Source organism: Candidatus Bathyarchaeia archaeon (assembly GCA_041447175.1).
Lineage (GTDB): Archaea > Thermoproteota > Bathyarchaeia > Bathyarchaeales > Bathycorpusculaceae > JADGNF01.
The window spans coordinates 2,295,986-2,311,350 of record CP166960.1; the positions used below are offsets into that span (position 1 = coordinate 2,295,986).

The following is a 15,365-nucleotide window of genomic DNA, read 5'->3' on the forward strand; positions in this document are numbered from 1 at the left end:
TGTTCGCCTTTCTTAGACTACACTATACTGTCTTAAATGGTTTCAAGTATCTTCCTGAGTTTCTGAGTGTATTCCTGAACCAATTGCACTGCGCGTTGCTGGGTTTTTGCCTCCGCATACATACGGTAAGCAGGTTCAGTTCCGCTGGGACGCACTAAGATAGCGCTTTTGTCGTTAAACCAGATTTTAACGCCGTCCAAGGTGTTGATGTTCATGCCCTGCACCTGCGTCAGCAACTGCTCATGAACTTTCTGTTTTTTATTTTCGGGGCATTCGATTTTGCCTTTTTCTATAAAGTACTGTGGCTGCTCCTCCACAAGAGTTGAGAGTTTTTGACCTGTTTTCGCCATTATGTCCAGCAAGAGCGCGGTCGTCATGGCGCCGTCACGCACGGATTGATGCGGACCATAAAATACTCCGCCGTTTTCTTCGCCGCCTAATTTTGAGTTGATTTCTTTCATTTTCTGCGAAACAGTGACGCTTCCAACTTTGGTCCAAACTAGTTCACCTTTGTATTGGTCGGCGATGTCTTTGATGAGCGTTGACGAACTTACTGGGGTGACTATCTGTGCGTTGGGGTTCTCCAAAAGGAACTGTTTTTCAACCACCGCAAAGGATTTGTCGCCCATGTGGATTTGCCCTTTGTCATCCACAAAAATTGACCTGTCCGCGTCCCCATCAAAGGCAACTCCCAAATCTGCGCCTAAAGCTTTCACCATGTCTGAAAGGTCTGTGAGGTTCTCTGGTCTGGGTTCAGGCATTCTTCCTGGGAAAGTGCCGTCGATGTTTGCGTTGAGGCTGGTTATTTTGCATCCTAATTCCCGCATGAGAACTGGTGCAGTCAAGCTGCCGACGCTGTTTGCGCCGTCAACGATCACGTGGAAATGTTTCTCAGCGATTTTAGCGACGTCCACATGTTTCTTTATGGCTTCAACATACTCGCTGTTTATATCCGCCAAGTCATGAACGGTGCCCAGATTTTTCCAGTCGGCAAACTGGTTCTTTTCTTCAAAGTAGCTACGTTCAATTTCAGCTTCTTGTTCATGGCTGATTTCTATACCGTCGCTCCAGATGACTTTGATGCCGTTATATTGAGGGGGATTATGTGAAGCGGTGATTAAGACTCCGCCGTCCATTTTGTGATTTTTAACTGCAAACTGAAGTGCAGGTGTTGGAGCCATACCCGCGAAGTACACATTGCAGCCGGTTGCCGTTAAACCAGAAATAACTGCCTTGGCAAACATTGGTCCACTTGTTCTTGCGTCAAACCCTAAAAGTAAATTCTTTTTGCCAAAAAATGTGCCAATTGCGCAGCCGACTTTCACTGCAATCTCTGGTGTTAATTCCGTGTTTACTACTCCTCGAATTCCGTTTGTTCCAAAAAGTTTTTGGCTCATAACCTTTATCTCCGCTTTGATTATCAGACCTGTGTTTCTAATATGTTTTCAGATTTGTTTGTCTATTGTTTTTATTTGTTGTTTCTGATTGGGATTAAGCTAATTCTTTGGCTGGGCACACATTAACTTTTTCAGACATGACTACGCCATCTTTGACTTTTGCGTGGTCTCCAATTATGGTACCTTCGACGATGTTGACTTTGTTGCCTACCCGTGCTGCTTCCCCAATAAGAGCCCCCGTTATAACCGCATCATCACCTATCACGGCATCTTCGAAAATCACAGAGTCACGTATCTGCACATTTCTGCCCACAGTTACGTTATTGCCTAAAATAGCGCAGGGACCAATCACAGAATTTTCGCCTACTGAGACACCTTTGCCCAAAGCCACTGGTTCCCTACAAACATATTTTGCTTTCGCCTTCCCACGTTGTTTGTCTGCGCATGTCTCAAGCATCATCTTGTTTGTCTGCAAATATTCTTCAGGTTTACCTATGTCAATCCACAGGCCCTCAACTTTGTGCCCAAAAAGCGCTTTCTCTTCTGCCAATTTGGGAAAAACTTCCCGCTCCATAGAAACCGCTCTGCCAGATGGAATATACTCAAAGATTTTTGGGCTTAAAACGTAAACCCCCGCGTTGATAAGCTTGGAGGGTTCTGCTCCTTTGGGTGGCTTTTCCACGAAACGTTCAATCCTATCTCCATCGGCAAGTTTTGCTGCGCCGTATCTGCTTGGGTCTTGTACCTCATGAAGCGCGATGGTTGCTACTGCTTTGCCTTCTGTGTGGCTTTGAACCATTTCTCGGTAGTTTATTTCCGTTATCAAGTCACCGTTTAAAACCAGAAAAGGGTCCTCATGTCCAATGAGTTTCTCGGCTTTTTTTATGGGCCCTGCGGTGCCCAGCGGCATCTTTGGGGGGTCATGAGAGTATTTGACTTTTAAGCCGCATTTGGAGAGGTGTTGTTGTTTTATGTGAAATTCCGTTAATCTGTTAACTGCCAGTATGGCTTCGTCAACGCCGTTTTCGGCAAGTTTTTCAAAAGTCCACTGCAGAAGTGGCTTGTTAACTATAGGAAAAAGGGCTTTTGGTCTTGTACATGTCAGGGGTCTAAGTCTAGTGCCAAACCCGCCAATTAGAATCAATGCTTTCACTCAAATCACTCCTAAAGAGTACCCTAACTCATCGCGGATTTGGATATAAACGATGCGAACAAAACCTCCTTATTCCCACTCTATTGTAGCTGGCGGCTTATGCGTTATATCGTACACTACATGAGTAACCTGAGGAATCTCGTTAGTTATCCTTGTTGAAATCTTTTCCAAAACCGCGTAAGGAATCCGCGCAAAATTTGCAGTCATGGCTTCGCGGCTCTCCATTGCCCTCACTGCAACTACGTATCCGTAAGCTCGAGAATCTCCTTTAACCCCCGTCGCCAAAGTGTCGGTCAAAACCGCAAAATACTGCCACAGGTTCTCCGCAGCGCAGCTTTTCTCGATTTCCTGACGCACAATAGCATCCGCCTTTTTGGTTATTTCGACTTTCTCCTCCGTCAATTCGCCGATGATTCTAACAGCTAATCCAGGTCCAGGAAATGGTTGCCTGTTCACGAGTTCTCTAGGCAGGTTAAGCATGACTGCGACCTTGCGTACTTCATCCTTATACAAGTCCCGCAGAGGCTCCACAATCTTTTTGAAATCAATCTTAGAAGGCAAGCCTGCGACGTTATGGTGGGACTTAATAACATCCGAATTTTTCCTAAAACCCGATTCGATTCGGTCTGGGTAAATGGTTCCCTGCAGCAAATATTGGGCACCTGACTCTTTAGCAATATCCTCAAATACTCGGATGAATTCTTCGCCGATGACTTTACGTTTCTTTTCTGGCTCAGAAACGCCCTCAAGTTTTTTCATGAACCGCTGCTGAGCTTTCACCATCACGAAGTTTATGTTAAAATTGTCAAAGGTTTCTTTGATGGCTTCTGGTTCACCTTCCCGCATGAAACCATGATCCACAAAAACCGCAGTTAACTTCTCTCCTAATGCTTCTGCAGCCAAAGCTGTGGCGACGCTGCTGTCGATTCCGCCGCTTAACCCAATTATGGCTTTAGACTCGCCAACATCAGCCTTTATTTCCTCAACCATTTTCTGGATTACGTCTTCTACTTTCCAGTTTGCTTCGCAGATACAAACTTTGAAGATGAAGTTACGCAGCATTAGCGCGCCTTTTTTTGTGTGGATAACCTCGGGGTGCCATTGCAAGCCGTAGATTTTTTTCTGCTGGTTGCCGTACGCGGCTACAGGGCAGCTTTCAGTGTGCGCCAAAATTTCAAAGTCTGGTGGCAAAGAGAGAACTGTGTCGCCGTGACTCATCCAAACCGTTTCTTTCGAGTTTAAACCATCTAAAACGCCTGTGGTTTTGTCGATGTCCACTTCGGCTATGCCGTATTCTCGGCAAGAGGCCCGAGAAACCTTGCCCTGCACTATCTGAGCAATCAGCTGATGCCCGTAGCATAGACCTAAAACTGGCAGGTTCAGTTCCAAAATTTGGGGGTCAATTTGAGGGGCGTTTTCTTCGTAGACGCTTGAGGGTCCACCTGAAAGAATTAGCCCTTTAATGTTGATTTTCTCGTTTAATGCTTGGATTTCTGTGGGGGTTATGTTGTGGGGAACGATTTCTGAATAGACGCCATTTTCTCTTATTCTTCTACCTATAAGGTGGCAGTATTGTCCACCAAAGTCCAAAACCAGAATGGTGTCATAGTGCGTTTGCATTTTTTCTGAACCAGCTATTAATGGGGCTTGCTCCATAATTTAAGATTGCCCTGCCCCTTCTTTTTTTATAGCGAAACCATTATGTCCTTGGCTCTCTTGTTTTCTTTTCAAGAGAAGCTAAACTTTTATAAATATAACTGTTTTTTTATTAAAAGAACGTTAAAAAATCATATCGTCCATTGGAAAAACGTGCAAGGAGTAACATGCCATGGAGTTAAATGAAATTGACACAAAAATCTTGAAGGCTCTTCTGGAAGACGCAAGATTTTCAAGCCGACAAATAGCCAAAAATGTGGGTGTATCCGTCGGTACTGTTCTTTCAAGAATTAAAAAGATGGAAGATGAAGCATTAATCAAAGGCTACTCCGTCATTTTGGACCATGAAAGACTCGGTTATCAGCTAACGGTCGTCACCGAAATTACTGTCGCAAAAGGCAGATTGGTTGAAACCGAAGCAGAAATCGCTAAAATTCCTAATGTTTGCAGCGTCTACGACGTAACAGGACTAACCGACGCAGTGATTGTGGCAAAATTCAAAAGTCGTGAAGATTTAGGTGAATTCACAAAGCACTTGCTTACGTTACCCTATGTGGAGCGAACCAACACCCATGTCGTTTTAACTACGGTGAAAGAAAACTTCCGCCTCATCTGAAGAGGCTCTCAAGGTTTACTTTCTTCTGTTTTTCCCCTTTTAATTTTCTGCTCGGGCGGCGCTATAGTTATCGTGGAGCCTGAAGGTACAGGTGACGTTATCCAGACATTCCCCCCAATAACAACATTGTCGCCTATAATGGCGTCTGGCCCCAGCAGCGTAGCACCAGAGTAAATAACTACATTGTTTCCTATGGTTGGGTGCCTTTTTCTGCCTTTGATTATCTGTCCCTTTTCATCTTTGGGAAAACTTAACGCGCCTAACGTGACCCCCTGATACATCTTGACATGGTCGCCAATTACCGTTGTTTCCCCGATGACGACGCCTGTGCCATGGTCAATGAAGAAGTTTCTGCCGATGCGCGCCCCTGGATGAATGTCTATGCCCGTCAGTGAATGCACATGTTCACTCATAATTCGAGGAATCAAAGGTACCCCCCGCGCATAGAGTTCATGGGCTATCCGGTAGGTGCTTATAGCTAAGACGCAGGGGTAGCTTATGATAACTTCCTCGTTGCTCACCGCTGCGGGGTCTCCAACGTAAGCCGCTTCAATGTCTCCACTTAAAAGCTGTCGTATTTCGGGAATTTTCTCCAAAAGCTCCTTGGCAATGATTTGTGCTTGTGCGTGGCAGACATCTTGAGGGCATTCTTTGACTTTTCTACAAATATGCTTTAGGCTTTTCTCTATCTCAACTGTTAGTCGAGTATAGAGGGAGGTTAACATGTTGCCGACTACGTATTTGACGTTGGATTTGGTTATTTCGGTTTTACCTAAATATCCTGGGAAGAAAACTGTAAGCAGGTCTTCGAGGATTTCGATGACGACTCTTTTTGAAGGCAGGTCTTTTCCTTCAAGGTGGTCCATGCCTCCAAAAACGTCATAATTCTTAATCAGGTCATCAACCAGTGCAGGTAACCCCTCATTTACCCAGTTGTCTTCAGCTTTAACGTTGCAGGCCATAAGTTTTTGAAGCATCTTTTCAGGGTCAATTGTGTAGGTTTCTTGCTTGTCGGTTGGGTTGGCAGGTTTTTTTGGGTTGGTTTGGTTGGGGTTTGAAGACATTAGGTTTACCTTCCTGTGTATTTGGAAAAGCAGAGATATAAGAGAAGCGTCAGCTTGAACCTTAACGAGCGCTTTCGAAGCAGACCTGCCCCTTTGTGCGGTCATAATATGCAGCTTTTTTGTTTATGCACGGCAAATGGTGCCACCTAGAGCCTTTGTTGGACGTAAAGTCTTTTAATACCTAGTTTGTTTCTATATTTGCCACCTAAATGTGCGGGGGTCGCCCAGCATGGCCAAAGGCGTAGGCCTGAGGCGCCTATCCTGCAGAGGTTCGTGGGTTCAAATCCCACCTCCCGCACCAATCCAAATTGTCTCACTTTTGTTTTTCTCTATTTTTCCCACCAAATTACTGCTTCGCGTGCTGGTTTTTTGTCAACGAATCTGACTGTTCCGTCGCTTGCTTTTTTGAGGTTTTCGGTGAGGAATTTTTTGAGTTTCTTTTCTTCTTCTTTGGTTAATTCCTCGTTGTTTCCTCTTCTTGCAAAGCGTTTCTGGAACGATGTGAAAGCGTCTTCTATGCTGTTGTGTGACATGTTTTTTGCTTTGTAGTCGAACATGTCAATGTTTGCGCGGATACCCATTTGGTAGAGCAGATTGTAGATTACTATGTACATTCGGGTTTCGCCGTATGGTCTGCCTATTGCGTTGTACATGGCTATGTCAAATGTTCTTTCTCTTGCTCCCCAGATTATGTATGCTCGCCGTTTTGCTGCTTCATCCATGTTCTTGAGGAATTTTTCGAGGTTGCGTTCCCACCCCATTGACCTAGAAGCAACAACAATGTCGTGTTGCTCTATGTCTTTGCCAATGACAACGGTTTCAAAAGCCTTATTTGTGGTGGTTATGTTGTGGACTTTTTCTTTTTTGGCGTTCTGTGCTAAAAACTTGAGCATTTCGCTGGAAATGTCTAATCCTGTGACTTGTTTGCATTTTTTTGCCAAAGGCACTGCCAGTAACCCCGCGCCGCAACCGACATCTAAAACCGTCCAGCTGGGTTTAATTTTGATTCTCTGTAGGACTTTTTTTCCATAGTCATCTTTGTGCTGAATTTGGTTCCAACGCGGGGCAATGCCATTCCAGCTTTCCTCTTTGTCTGCTTCCCCCGCGAAGAAAAGGATACCCTCACGCCAAATGGTGCTCCAGTCGATTTTGTTAAAGTCGTTAAAGTCCATAAACTCCTTTCTCCCCTGCACGCTTGATTCTGATTAAAAATCTGTTTTCATTACCTGCTAACCAGTTGGGTAATATGCTTTTCACGTTACAAGTTTGGGCAACGTATTTAAACAGGCTGCGATATGTTTGTTGAAACATAACGATGTGTTAATTAATGTCAAATAAAAGTGTTTATCTACTAATCGGCATAATTGTGGTCATTGCCGTCGGGGCATTTGCCTACCTTCAGTATTCCTCACCAGAAAACACAGCTGCTTCGGCTTCGCCCTCTCCGACGGTTTCTCCTACGCCAACGTTTACCCCAACTATGACGCCTTCTGCAACTTCTCCTTCTACTCCCTCAACAGTGCCAAGCCCAACCACAACTTCGCCATCGCCTACACAGTCAAGTTCCCCCTCATCTGCGCCTCCAAGTCCTTCCTCTTCTGAAACGGTTTCTGTAACAATCACCTCCACGTCAGCGAGTCCTGACAGCGTTAGAGTGGACGGAACAGTTGTTTCTTTACCAGCCGTTTTCCAGTGGCAGGTAGGTGCTACTCACTCTCTCCAAGCCATCTCTCCTGTCGCTGGAGCGGCTGGAAACCAATATATGTGGACAGGTTGGAGTGACAACGGGGCTCAAACACACACCTACACAGTTCCCAGCTCAGACACAACAGTAACAGCCAACTACAAAACACAATATCAAGTAACCTTCACTCAGTCAGGATTGGACAGTTCAGCTGACGAAACCGTGGTCACTACAAACATGGGAAGCGCCAGCTACGCTGACATGCCTTTCAAAGTTTGGGCTGATTCTGGGGCTCAAATAACCTACACTTTCGAAGCAAACGAATCAACAACTTGTCCCCGCGGATTCTTCATGCTTGCAGACTCCGCAAACTCACACACAATCACTGTGAACGAGCCAACAACGGTATCCGCAACGTACACGCGAGCAATCATCGACGCCAACGGCAAAGTCATACAAGTCCCTGACCCTTCTAAAATCAACCGAATTGCTGATTCTTGGCCAGCACACAACACAATCGTTGTGATGGTGGGTGCAAAAGAAAAACTCGTAGCCACCGCAACAACAAACACCGTAAACCCAATGTTCCAAAAAATTCTGCCCGCAATAGAAACAATGCTAACTCCCTTCAACTCGGACGGGACAGTGAACATTGAAGCCCTCATGGCAGAAGACCCCGACATCGTTTTCGTTTCTGCAAGTGGCGAAGCTGCAGCTGCTGCAATGGAAAACAGTGGATTGCTAGTTGTTCGGTTGCAGTTCTTTGACTTTGCCGACATGGTCAGCACAGTACACCTAACTGGTTGGATACTTGGGGAAGATGCCTTAGCTAAAGCAGTAACATACATTGATTACTTCAACGGTGTTCAAGATGAAATCACTTCAGTAACCTCACAGATACCAACTCAAGACCGACCTAAAGTTTTACACATCACTGGCACAGGGACATCACCCCTAAGCATTGACGCTGGCGAAGGACTCATAAACACATGGATTAACCTCTGCGGCGGAGATAATGCAGCAGCAGAAGTTCCTGGCAACATGCAAACCGTCTCCTTCGAACAAATCCTCTCCTGGAACCCTGAAATAATCCTGATCGGTTCAGCCAACGCGAATACAATGAAAACTCAGCTTCTTAACGATCCCCTGTGGAACGAAATCACTGCTGTCAAGAACGGCGACGTAATTGCTAACCCGATGGGTGTATTCGACTGGGCGCGATACAGTGTTGAAGAAGCCTTGAACATCCAATGGGTATCGCAGACGTTCCATCCTGACCTGTTCTCCGACATCGACATCAGAGCGGAAACTCAATGGTTCTATCACAACTTCTACGAATACGACCTTTCAGAAGCCGAAATCGATGCCATACTGCGATAGACCCACTGAATCAAAGATATGACAGGTGTTAGGGATGCAAAAAACGGCTAAAAGCAGCAGCAGATGGAATAACTCGAAAATAACCGTTTTGCTTCTGCTTTTAGCCCCCTTAACCATTTTTTTGTTTTCATTATGCGTTGGCAGATATTCTATTCCTGTAGATACAGTAATTAAAATCTTGGCTTCACCCGTTGTTCCAATGGAGCACACTTGGCCCTCCATCATGGGAACCGTCATCTTCAATGTGCGGCTCCCTCGCCTGATAATGGTGTCCTTAGTCGGTGCCAGCCTAGCTATTTCTGGCGCCTCCTTCCAAGGCATCTTGAAAAATCCTCTCGTTTCCTCTGACATACTTGGAGTAGCCTACGGTGCAGGTTTTGGTGCTGCCTTAGCCATCCTGTTTTTCCCTGACCCTGCGACCATTCAGCTTTTCGCTTTGGGTTTCGGTATGCTTGCAGTAGGTTTAGCGTATGGGATAAATAGTTTTTACAAACGATCCTCCACTCTTATCCTTGTTTTATCTGGAATTATTGTTGGTGCCTTTTTCTCCTCCTTGATTTCTTTAGCCAAATACACCGCTGACCCTGAAACCAAACTGCCCGAAATTGTGTTTTGGCTTTTAGGGAGCTTTGCTTCAGTTACCATTAGTGATGTGATTCAATATGCGTTCCCCATGGTGTTAGGCATAGTCGTCTTGCTGTTGTTGAGGTGGAGAATTAACGTTCTTTCGCTTGATGATATGCAGGCAAAATCATTAGGTCTGAACATTAAGAGATACCAAGGCATAATTGTTTTCTTTGCCACCCTAATCACAGCTGCCGCTGTATGTGTCAGCGGAATCATCAGTTGGGTCGGGCTTATCGTACCTCATATCGCCCGCATGATAGTTGGACCAAACAATAGCAAAGTTTTGCCCGCATCAATCGTGATAGGCATGTCTTATCTTCTGATAATCGATGATGTTGCTCGATGCGTTGTATCCAATGAAGTGCCCATCGGGGTCTTGACTGGGCTAATTGGCGCGCCTTTCTTTGGTTACTTATTACTAAGACAAAGGGTTGGATGGTCTTGAGACTCGACGTAGAAAAAGTATCTTTTTCGTACAAGCAAGGAACTCCAGTTTTTAGAGACATCTCTTTCTCTATCACGAAGGGGGATGTCTTCTGCATTTTAGGTCAAAACGGCGCGGGAAAATCAACTCTGTTAAGTTGCATAGGTAACCTGTTTAGTTTAGATGAAGGCACCATACGATTGGACGGGGAAGATATCTCAAAAATGTCCCGCATGGAGTTAGCTCGAAAAATAGGCTATATCCCCCAATTCCATAATCCCGTTTTTCCCTATTCTGTTTTCGATTTTGTGTTAATGGGGCGAACTCCGCATTTGGGCGCTTTTTCTGCCCCGAAAAAACGGGACATAAACATAGCTAAAAAAGCAATAGAGGCTGCTGGCATTTCTTACCTGATTGACAAACCTTACAGCGAAATCAGCGGAGGTGAGCGCCAGCTTGTGATGTTCGCTAAGGTTTTAACTCAGGAGCCCGAGATAATTCTTCTTGACGAGCCCACATCTCATTTGGATTTTGGAAATCAATTCAAGATTCTTAACTTAATCGACGCTTTGTCAAAAAGCGGGTTTTCCGTCATAATGACGTCTCACTTTCCAGACCATGCTTTTCTTGTTTCTACTAAAGTTGGCATAATGAAGGGGCATTCATTCATAGACTTGGGAGCCGCTAACGATGTGGTGACTGAAGAAAATATGCGGGAAGCTTACGGGTTGGATGTTAAGATTGCTTTTATTGATAAAGCTGAGCGGAAAGTTTGTGTGCCTCTTAAGATGCCTCAATCAAGCGCGATTTTTGGTTTTTCTGCCCTTAAAGGCGACCATGAACAATAGTTAATGGTAAACCGTCTTCTCTGTTTTTTTGCATTTTTTCTGTTAGTCCCTATTCGCAGTCGAGGCTTGTTTTTGCAAGATTACCTGCCTTTGTTATGATTGGGCACTATTGTGGTGCTTATTTGTTTTGTTTGAAATGTTTTCGTTGTTACAATTGTATAACGTCGCTGGTTTATATACGCGTATATATTAAGCAATGCAGTCAAAAACCGCACCCTCTGCTAAAAAACTGGGGCAAACTTCGGCAGAGCAGCCCTTCAGTCTAACCTCAACTAAAAGCAAGTGAAGAGCAAATGGTAAAAATCGGCGCTTACGAATTCAGCCTACGAGAGTTTGCAGGTGCACTAGGTGATTTTGGTCCCCTTAACCCGTTTATCCTCGGCTACATCGCCGTTTTGGGTTTGGACCCTGCAGGAATCTTTCTCGCAATGGGCATCACCAACATCATCATCGGCTTAGTCTACAAACTGCCCTTGCCTGTGGAGCCCCAAAAAGCCATCGGAGCCGCCGCCCTAACCCAACATTGGCTTCCCGGACAGATCTATATAAGTGGGCTGGCATCGGGGCTTATCTGGCTGCTTTTGAGTTTCTCAGGGCTGGTTAAAAAATTCGCTAAGGTAACTCCCACCGTAGTCATACGCGGCATCCAAGTCGGCTTAATGTTCATCCTGCTTTGGGAGGCAATCCAGCTTGTTCAGTCAAATCTCCTTTTAGCGCTTGCCTCCGTAGGCATAATCCTTGTTTTGATGAAGAATCGTTACTTGCCCGCCGCAATTGCACTTTTTGTCATAGGTTTAGTGATTGTTTTTGTGTCTAATCCGAACCTAAGTTTAGGGGTGAATTTTGCAGTTCCCGCTCTTTGGCTGCCTTCAATCGAAAGCCTAACTGTAGGTGTCCTAACGGTAATTCTTGCCCAGCTAGTGCTCACCTATTCAAACGCCATCCTTGCCACCACCTTGGCAGTGAAAGAACGTTTCCCAAAAACCAACCTAGAAGAAGCAAACCTTTCCGCAAACATGGGCTTCATGAACACCTTTCTCTCCTTCATACGAGGCGTACCAATGTGCCACGGCGCAGGGGGCTTTGCATCGCAATACTTTTTTGGAGCCCGAACAGGCGGCGCCATGATCATGGAGGGGGCAATTGAGGTGGTTTTGGCTTTCTTTTTTGCGGCATCAATCGCCAACATATTTGCCGTTTTCCCCGTCGCTATAATCGGAGGCATGTTGCTGTTTGCCAGTTTTGAGTTGGGTCGGGCGGCTTTTAAGCTGCGGGGAACTGATTTGGCTTTGGTGCTGTTGATGGGGGTTGTTTCTTTTGTTTCGAATCTGGCTGTGGGTTTTGTTGTTGGGTTGGTTCTGTTTTACGTTTTAAAATGGGTGAAGCGTTATCGTAAACGCCCGGGGGCTGTGAATTAGTAAGTGAAGAACTGCTATCTTTTATCATTTTTTTCTTGGGTTTGTTTTTTGTTTCTTGTTGGGCGAAATGTTTATAGCGAAGTTTTTTAGTATAAGCTACTGAATATAGGTGAACCTAACTTTAGTATGGTGAACTAACTTTGCGTCTAAGTGAACTAAAACCCGGACAAGAAGCAACAGTAATCAAAATCCAAGAAACAGGCGCAGTACGACGCCGAATCATGGACATGGGCCTCATCCGAGGCTCCAAAGTCAAAGTCGTCTGCCGCGCACCCCTAGGTGACCCCTTGGAACTCGAAATCCGCGACTACAAACTGACTCTGCGACGAAAAGAAGCCGAAAACATCCTTGTCTCCACAGACGGAGGACTCTAAAATGTCACTGTGCAGTTTACCCGTCGGCACCGAAGCCAAAATCACAAAAATCTACGGCGAAACAAGCGTCATCAAACGCCTAAACGAACTCGGCTTCACCACAGGAACCACAATCAAAATCATCCGCGGCGAAGACCTCAAAGGCCCCGTGCTTGTGGAAGTCCGCGACTCACGCATAATGCTTGGAAACGACGTAGCCACCAAAATAACCGTTGACGAGGTCAAATAACATGCCCTACACCGTTGCACTCATCGGCAACCCCAACGTCGGCAAAAGCGTCATATTCAACAGCCTTGTGCCCGGCGCCCGCCAACACGTCGGCAACTGGCCCGGCAAAACCGTTGAGAAAAAAGAAGGCGGCTTCATTCACAAAAATGTCCAAATGAAGCTCGTCGACCTGCCCGGAACCTACAGCCTCACCGCCGCAGCCGAAGACGAACTGGTCTCACGCAAATTCATAGTCGACGAAAAACCCGACCTAGTAATCGATGTTGTGGACGCTTCTAACTTGGAGCGGAACCTTTACCTGACTTTTCTTCTGCTGGAGCTGGAGGCAAACGTGCTTTTAGTTTTGAACATGGTGGACATAGCGGAGGGCAAAGGCTACAAAATCAACACCAACCGACTCTCCGACCAGCTGGGTATCCCCGTGGTTCCCACCGTCGCCACCAAAGGCAAAGGACTTGCTGAACTAAACGATGCCCTCCTTAAAGCGGTCAAGAAAACCCCGCCGGTCACCCCAAAGGTGACTTACGGCGAGAAAATCGAAACCGTCATTGGCGATGTTGTCTTGTTGCTCAAAAAAGACCCCACGTTACAGCAAAAGTATCCGTTGCGGTGGTTAGCAATCAAACTTCTCGAAAAAGACCAACAAGCCCTAGACATAATCAAGCACAGTCAAAACTCACATGAACTGCTGGAGGTTGTTGCATGAAAGCCAAAGAATGCCTTGGCGACGACCCTGAACTTGTCTTAGCCGACGCCCGATACGACGGTATCAGCAAAATCCTAAGCGACTCCCTTATCAAAGGGGAACGCAAATGGAGCATCTCCGACCTTCTTGACAAGGTTTTCCTCAACAAATACATAGGCATCCCCGCCTTCTTCGCGTTGTTGTGGGCAGTGTTTCAGTTCACGTTCGAAGCTTCCGCGCCCTTCATGAGCTTAATCGAGATGTTTTTTGCTTATCTCTCCAGCTTAGCGGCGCAGATACCCAACCCCGTTGTTGCTTCACTTCTGGCTGACGGCATTTTCAGCGGGTTAGGTTTCATTCTGACCTTCACAGCGCCAATATTCTTCCTGTTCTTCGCTCTCTCCCTTTTAGAAGACAGCGGATATTTGGCGCGCGTAGCCTTCGTGTTTGACAAGTTAATGTTCAAACTCGGGCTACACGGCAGATCCTTCATACCAATGCTGCTGGGGTTCGGATGTAACCTGCCCGCAATCATGGCGGCACGTAGCGTTGAAGGCAAAAAAGACCGCCTCATAACAATACTGACCGTGCCCTTCATGTCCTGCGCTGCACGGTTGCCCGTGTATGTGCTGATTGCAGGCGCCTTCTTTGCCGCAAACGCCGCCACAGCTGTTTGGTCAATGTACATCATCGGCATATTCGTGGCGATCCTGTTTGCTCTGCTGCTACGCAAAACCATCCTAAAAGGTGACCCTGCACCATTCATCATCGAGTTGCCAACCTACAAGATGCCCACGCTGGGCGGCTCAGTGCTGCACATGTGGGAAAGAGGCGTCTCGTTCCTAAAGAAAGCAGGCACGTATCTGCTGTTGGGTGCAATCATCATTTGGGCGCTTTCCGTGTTGCCTTGGGGTGTGGAGCCTGGCGGCGGCGAGTCCCTGATAGGGTTGATAGGTCAAGGGTTGCAGCCAATCTTTGCTCCGTTAGGTTTCAGCTGGCAGATTGTCTCCTCACTGGTCTTTGCTTTCCTAGCCAAAGAGTTAGTGGTGGAATCTTTGGGCGTAATCTACGGTGTAGGCGGCGAAGCCAGCATACAAGCTGCTTTGGTTGCTTCGATAACTCCTGTTAGCGCTTTTGCGTTGATGGTGTTTACCCTGCTGTACGTTCCCTGCTTAGCCACGGTTGGCGTCATAAAGAAGGAAACTGGCTCATGGAAGTGGACCCTGTTTGCAGTTATATCTGAAATGGTCATCGCATACCTCGCAGCACTGGTAATTGTTGGAGTTGGAGGGCTATTCTTAGGTTAGGTGATGCAAAATGGAAATGAACACAAAACTCGGAAAAGAACTATCCATCTACTCGCTTGGCATAGGCTTAGTTTACATCGTCTTAGGGTTGCTTGAACTCCTCCGCGGACTCAGCGAAGCCTTCGGTCTTGAATGGGCCCTCATGCAAATCAGCACTGTCCTTGTCTACCCTGACATATTCAGCGGCATCACGCTTTCCATAATTGGTTTTGTTTTCCTGTTCGGAGTCATGCCGCAATGGAAAGCCAGCAAAGACGCTACTTCATACCTCGTAGTGGGAACCCTCCTGTCGGCGGTGTTCTTCGGGGTGTACTTGGCGATTATGGGAGCCCATGCCCTTGGGTCGGGCGTTTACCTAATTGCCCCCGAAGCGTACGCCGACATCTTTGCTGACTGGGCTGAATGGAGTTGGCTGGGCGATATGCGAGCAGGAATTTGGCTATTTGCCTTTGTGCTTCCCGGGCTTTACTTAACGTTGAAGCTTTGGAGGGTGAAAAAGTAGC

Annotated in this window: 15 protein-coding genes and 1 tRNA gene; 11 read left to right on the forward strand and 5 right to left on the reverse strand. The window is 46.3% G+C overall.

Going from position 1 to position 15,365, the window contains the following annotated elements; translation table 11 throughout:
* Window positions 1-32: 32 nt before the first annotated feature.
* The 3 genes from glmM to guaA all read right to left on the reverse strand — a co-directional run bounded on the left by glmM (window position 33) and on the right by guaA (window position 4,170).
* A complete protein-coding gene (glmM, locus tag ACBZ72_11855; GenBank protein XES76853.1) occupies window positions 33-1,397 on the reverse strand; it encodes a phosphoglucosamine mutase in 1,365 nt (454 codons plus the stop codon).
* Window positions 1,398-1,491: 94 nt separating this feature from the next.
* On the reverse strand, window positions 1,492-2,550 hold the full coding sequence (locus tag ACBZ72_11860; protein ID XES76854.1) for a sugar phosphate nucleotidyltransferase: 1,059 nt from the start codon (window positions 2,548-2,550) through the stop codon (window positions 1,492-1,494).
* A gap of 69 nt (window positions 2,551-2,619) precedes the next feature.
* A complete protein-coding gene (gene guaA / locus ACBZ72_11865) occupies window positions 2,620-4,170 on the reverse strand; it encodes a glutamine-hydrolyzing GMP synthase (protein ID XES76855.1) in 1,551 nt (516 codons plus the stop codon).
* A 208-nt stretch (window positions 4,171-4,378) separates the two neighbouring features.
* Between guaA and ACBZ72_11870 the strand changes: the two genes are divergently transcribed.
* Window positions 4,379-4,822 carry an Lrp/AsnC family transcriptional regulator gene (locus ACBZ72_11870; protein XES76856.1) on the forward strand — a complete coding sequence of 148 codons (444 nt, stop codon included), beginning with the start codon at window positions 4,379-4,381 and terminating at the stop codon, window positions 4,820-4,822.
* 8 nt (window positions 4,823-4,830) lie between these two features.
* Here the strand turns inward: ACBZ72_11870 and epsC are convergent, their stop codons facing one another.
* The gene (gene epsC / locus ACBZ72_11875; protein ID XES76857.1) at window positions 4,831-5,886 is read right to left on the reverse strand and encodes a serine O-acetyltransferase EpsC; all 1,056 of its coding nucleotides are present in this window, start codon (window positions 5,884-5,886) and stop codon (window positions 4,831-4,833) included.
* A gap of 213 nt (window positions 5,887-6,099) precedes the next feature.
* Here epsC and ACBZ72_11880 point away from each other — a divergent pair.
* Window positions 6,100-6,187, forward strand: a tRNA-Leu gene (locus ACBZ72_11880).
* A gap of 28 nt (window positions 6,188-6,215) precedes the next feature.
* On the opposite strand, the gene ACBZ72_11885 is transcribed toward ACBZ72_11880, so the two are convergent.
* Window positions 6,216-7,058, reverse strand: a complete 843-nt coding sequence (locus ACBZ72_11885) for a class I SAM-dependent methyltransferase (protein ID XES76858.1) — start codon at window positions 7,056-7,058, stop codon at window positions 6,216-6,218.
* 155 nt (window positions 7,059-7,213) lie between these two features.
* Here ACBZ72_11885 and ACBZ72_11890 point away from each other — a divergent pair, with 155 nt between their 5' ends.
* The 9 genes from ACBZ72_11890 to ACBZ72_11930 all read left to right on the forward strand — a co-directional run bounded on the left by ACBZ72_11890 (window position 7,214) and on the right by ACBZ72_11930 (window position 15,364).
* A complete protein-coding gene (locus ACBZ72_11890) occupies window positions 7,214-8,950 on the forward strand; it encodes an ABC transporter substrate-binding protein (protein XES76859.1) in 1,737 nt (578 codons plus the stop codon).
* Window positions 8,951-8,984: 34 nt separating this feature from the next.
* Window positions 8,985-10,022, forward strand: a complete 1,038-nt coding sequence (locus ACBZ72_11895; GenBank protein ID XES76860.1) for a FecCD family ABC transporter permease — start codon at window positions 8,985-8,987, stop codon at window positions 10,020-10,022.
* Window positions 10,013-10,849 carry an ABC transporter ATP-binding protein gene (locus ACBZ72_11900; GenBank protein ID XES76861.1) on the forward strand — a complete coding sequence of 279 codons (837 nt, stop codon included), beginning with the start codon at window positions 10,013-10,015 and terminating at the stop codon, window positions 10,847-10,849. Before ACBZ72_11895 ends, ACBZ72_11900 begins: the two co-directional genes overlap by 10 nt.
* A 293-nt stretch (window positions 10,850-11,142) precedes the next feature.
* Window positions 11,143-12,267, forward strand: coding sequence for a putative sulfate/molybdate transporter (locus tag ACBZ72_11905; protein ID XES76862.1), 1,125 nt, complete (start codon window positions 11,143-11,145; stop codon window positions 12,265-12,267).
* 140 nt (window positions 12,268-12,407) lie between these two features.
* Window positions 12,408-12,641 carry a ferrous iron transport protein A gene (locus ACBZ72_11910; protein XES76863.1) on the forward strand — a complete coding sequence of 78 codons (234 nt, stop codon included), beginning with the start codon at window positions 12,408-12,410 and terminating at the stop codon, window positions 12,639-12,641.
* A 1-nt stretch (window position 12,642) separates the two neighbouring features.
* Window positions 12,643-12,870 carry a ferrous iron transport protein A gene (locus ACBZ72_11915; GenBank protein ID XES76864.1) on the forward strand — a complete coding sequence of 76 codons (228 nt, stop codon included), beginning with the start codon at window positions 12,643-12,645 and terminating at the stop codon, window positions 12,868-12,870.
* Between the two features lies 1 nt (window position 12,871).
* Window positions 12,872-13,576, forward strand: coding sequence for a FeoB small GTPase domain-containing protein (locus ACBZ72_11920; protein XES76865.1), 705 nt, complete (start codon window positions 12,872-12,874; stop codon window positions 13,574-13,576).
* Window positions 13,573-14,862, forward strand: coding sequence for a ferrous iron transport protein B (feoB, locus tag ACBZ72_11925; protein XES76866.1), 1,290 nt, complete (start codon window positions 13,573-13,575; stop codon window positions 14,860-14,862). The genes ACBZ72_11920 and feoB overlap by 4 nt, the downstream gene beginning before the upstream one ends.
* Window positions 14,863-14,872: 10 nt before the next feature.
* Window positions 14,873-15,364, forward strand: a complete 492-nt coding sequence (locus ACBZ72_11930) for a hypothetical protein (GenBank protein ID XES76867.1) — start codon at window positions 14,873-14,875, stop codon at window positions 15,362-15,364.
* The last annotated feature ends 1 nt before the right edge of the window (window position 15,365 follow it).

Coding starts and splice junctions, on each gene's coding strand:
- glmM (XES76853.1), bottom strand. CDS start 1,397: ATGAGCCAAAAACTTTTTGGAACAAACGGAATTCGAGGAGTAGTAAAC.
- guaA (XES76855.1), bottom strand. CDS start 4,170: ATGCAAACGCACTATGACACCATTCTGGTTTTGGACTTTGGTGGACAA.
- ACBZ72_11870 (XES76856.1), top strand. CDS start 4,379: ATGGAGTTAAATGAAATTGACACAAAAATCTTGAAGGCTCTTCTGGAA.
- epsC (XES76857.1), bottom strand. CDS start 5,886: ATGTCTTCAAACCCCAACCAAACCAACCCAAAAAAACCTGCCAACCCA.
- ACBZ72_11885 (XES76858.1), bottom strand. CDS start 7,058: ATGGACTTTAACGACTTTAACAAAATCGACTGGAGCACCATTTGGCGT.
- ACBZ72_11890 (XES76859.1), top strand. CDS start 7,214: ATGTCAAATAAAAGTGTTTATCTACTAATCGGCATAATTGTGGTCATT.
- ACBZ72_11895 (XES76860.1), top strand. CDS start 8,985: ATGCAAAAAACGGCTAAAAGCAGCAGCAGATGGAATAACTCGAAAATA.
- ACBZ72_11900 (XES76861.1), top strand. CDS start 10,013: ATGGTCTTGAGACTCGACGTAGAAAAAGTATCTTTTTCGTACAAGCAA.
- ACBZ72_11905 (XES76862.1), top strand. CDS start 11,143: ATGGTAAAAATCGGCGCTTACGAATTCAGCCTACGAGAGTTTGCAGGT.
- ACBZ72_11915 (XES76864.1), top strand. CDS start 12,643: ATGTCACTGTGCAGTTTACCCGTCGGCACCGAAGCCAAAATCACAAAA.
- ACBZ72_11920 (XES76865.1), top strand. CDS start 12,872: ATGCCCTACACCGTTGCACTCATCGGCAACCCCAACGTCGGCAAAAGC.
- feoB (XES76866.1), top strand. CDS start 13,573: ATGAAAGCCAAAGAATGCCTTGGCGACGACCCTGAACTTGTCTTAGCC.
- ACBZ72_11930 (XES76867.1), top strand. CDS start 14,873: ATGGAAATGAACACAAAACTCGGAAAAGAACTATCCATCTACTCGCTT.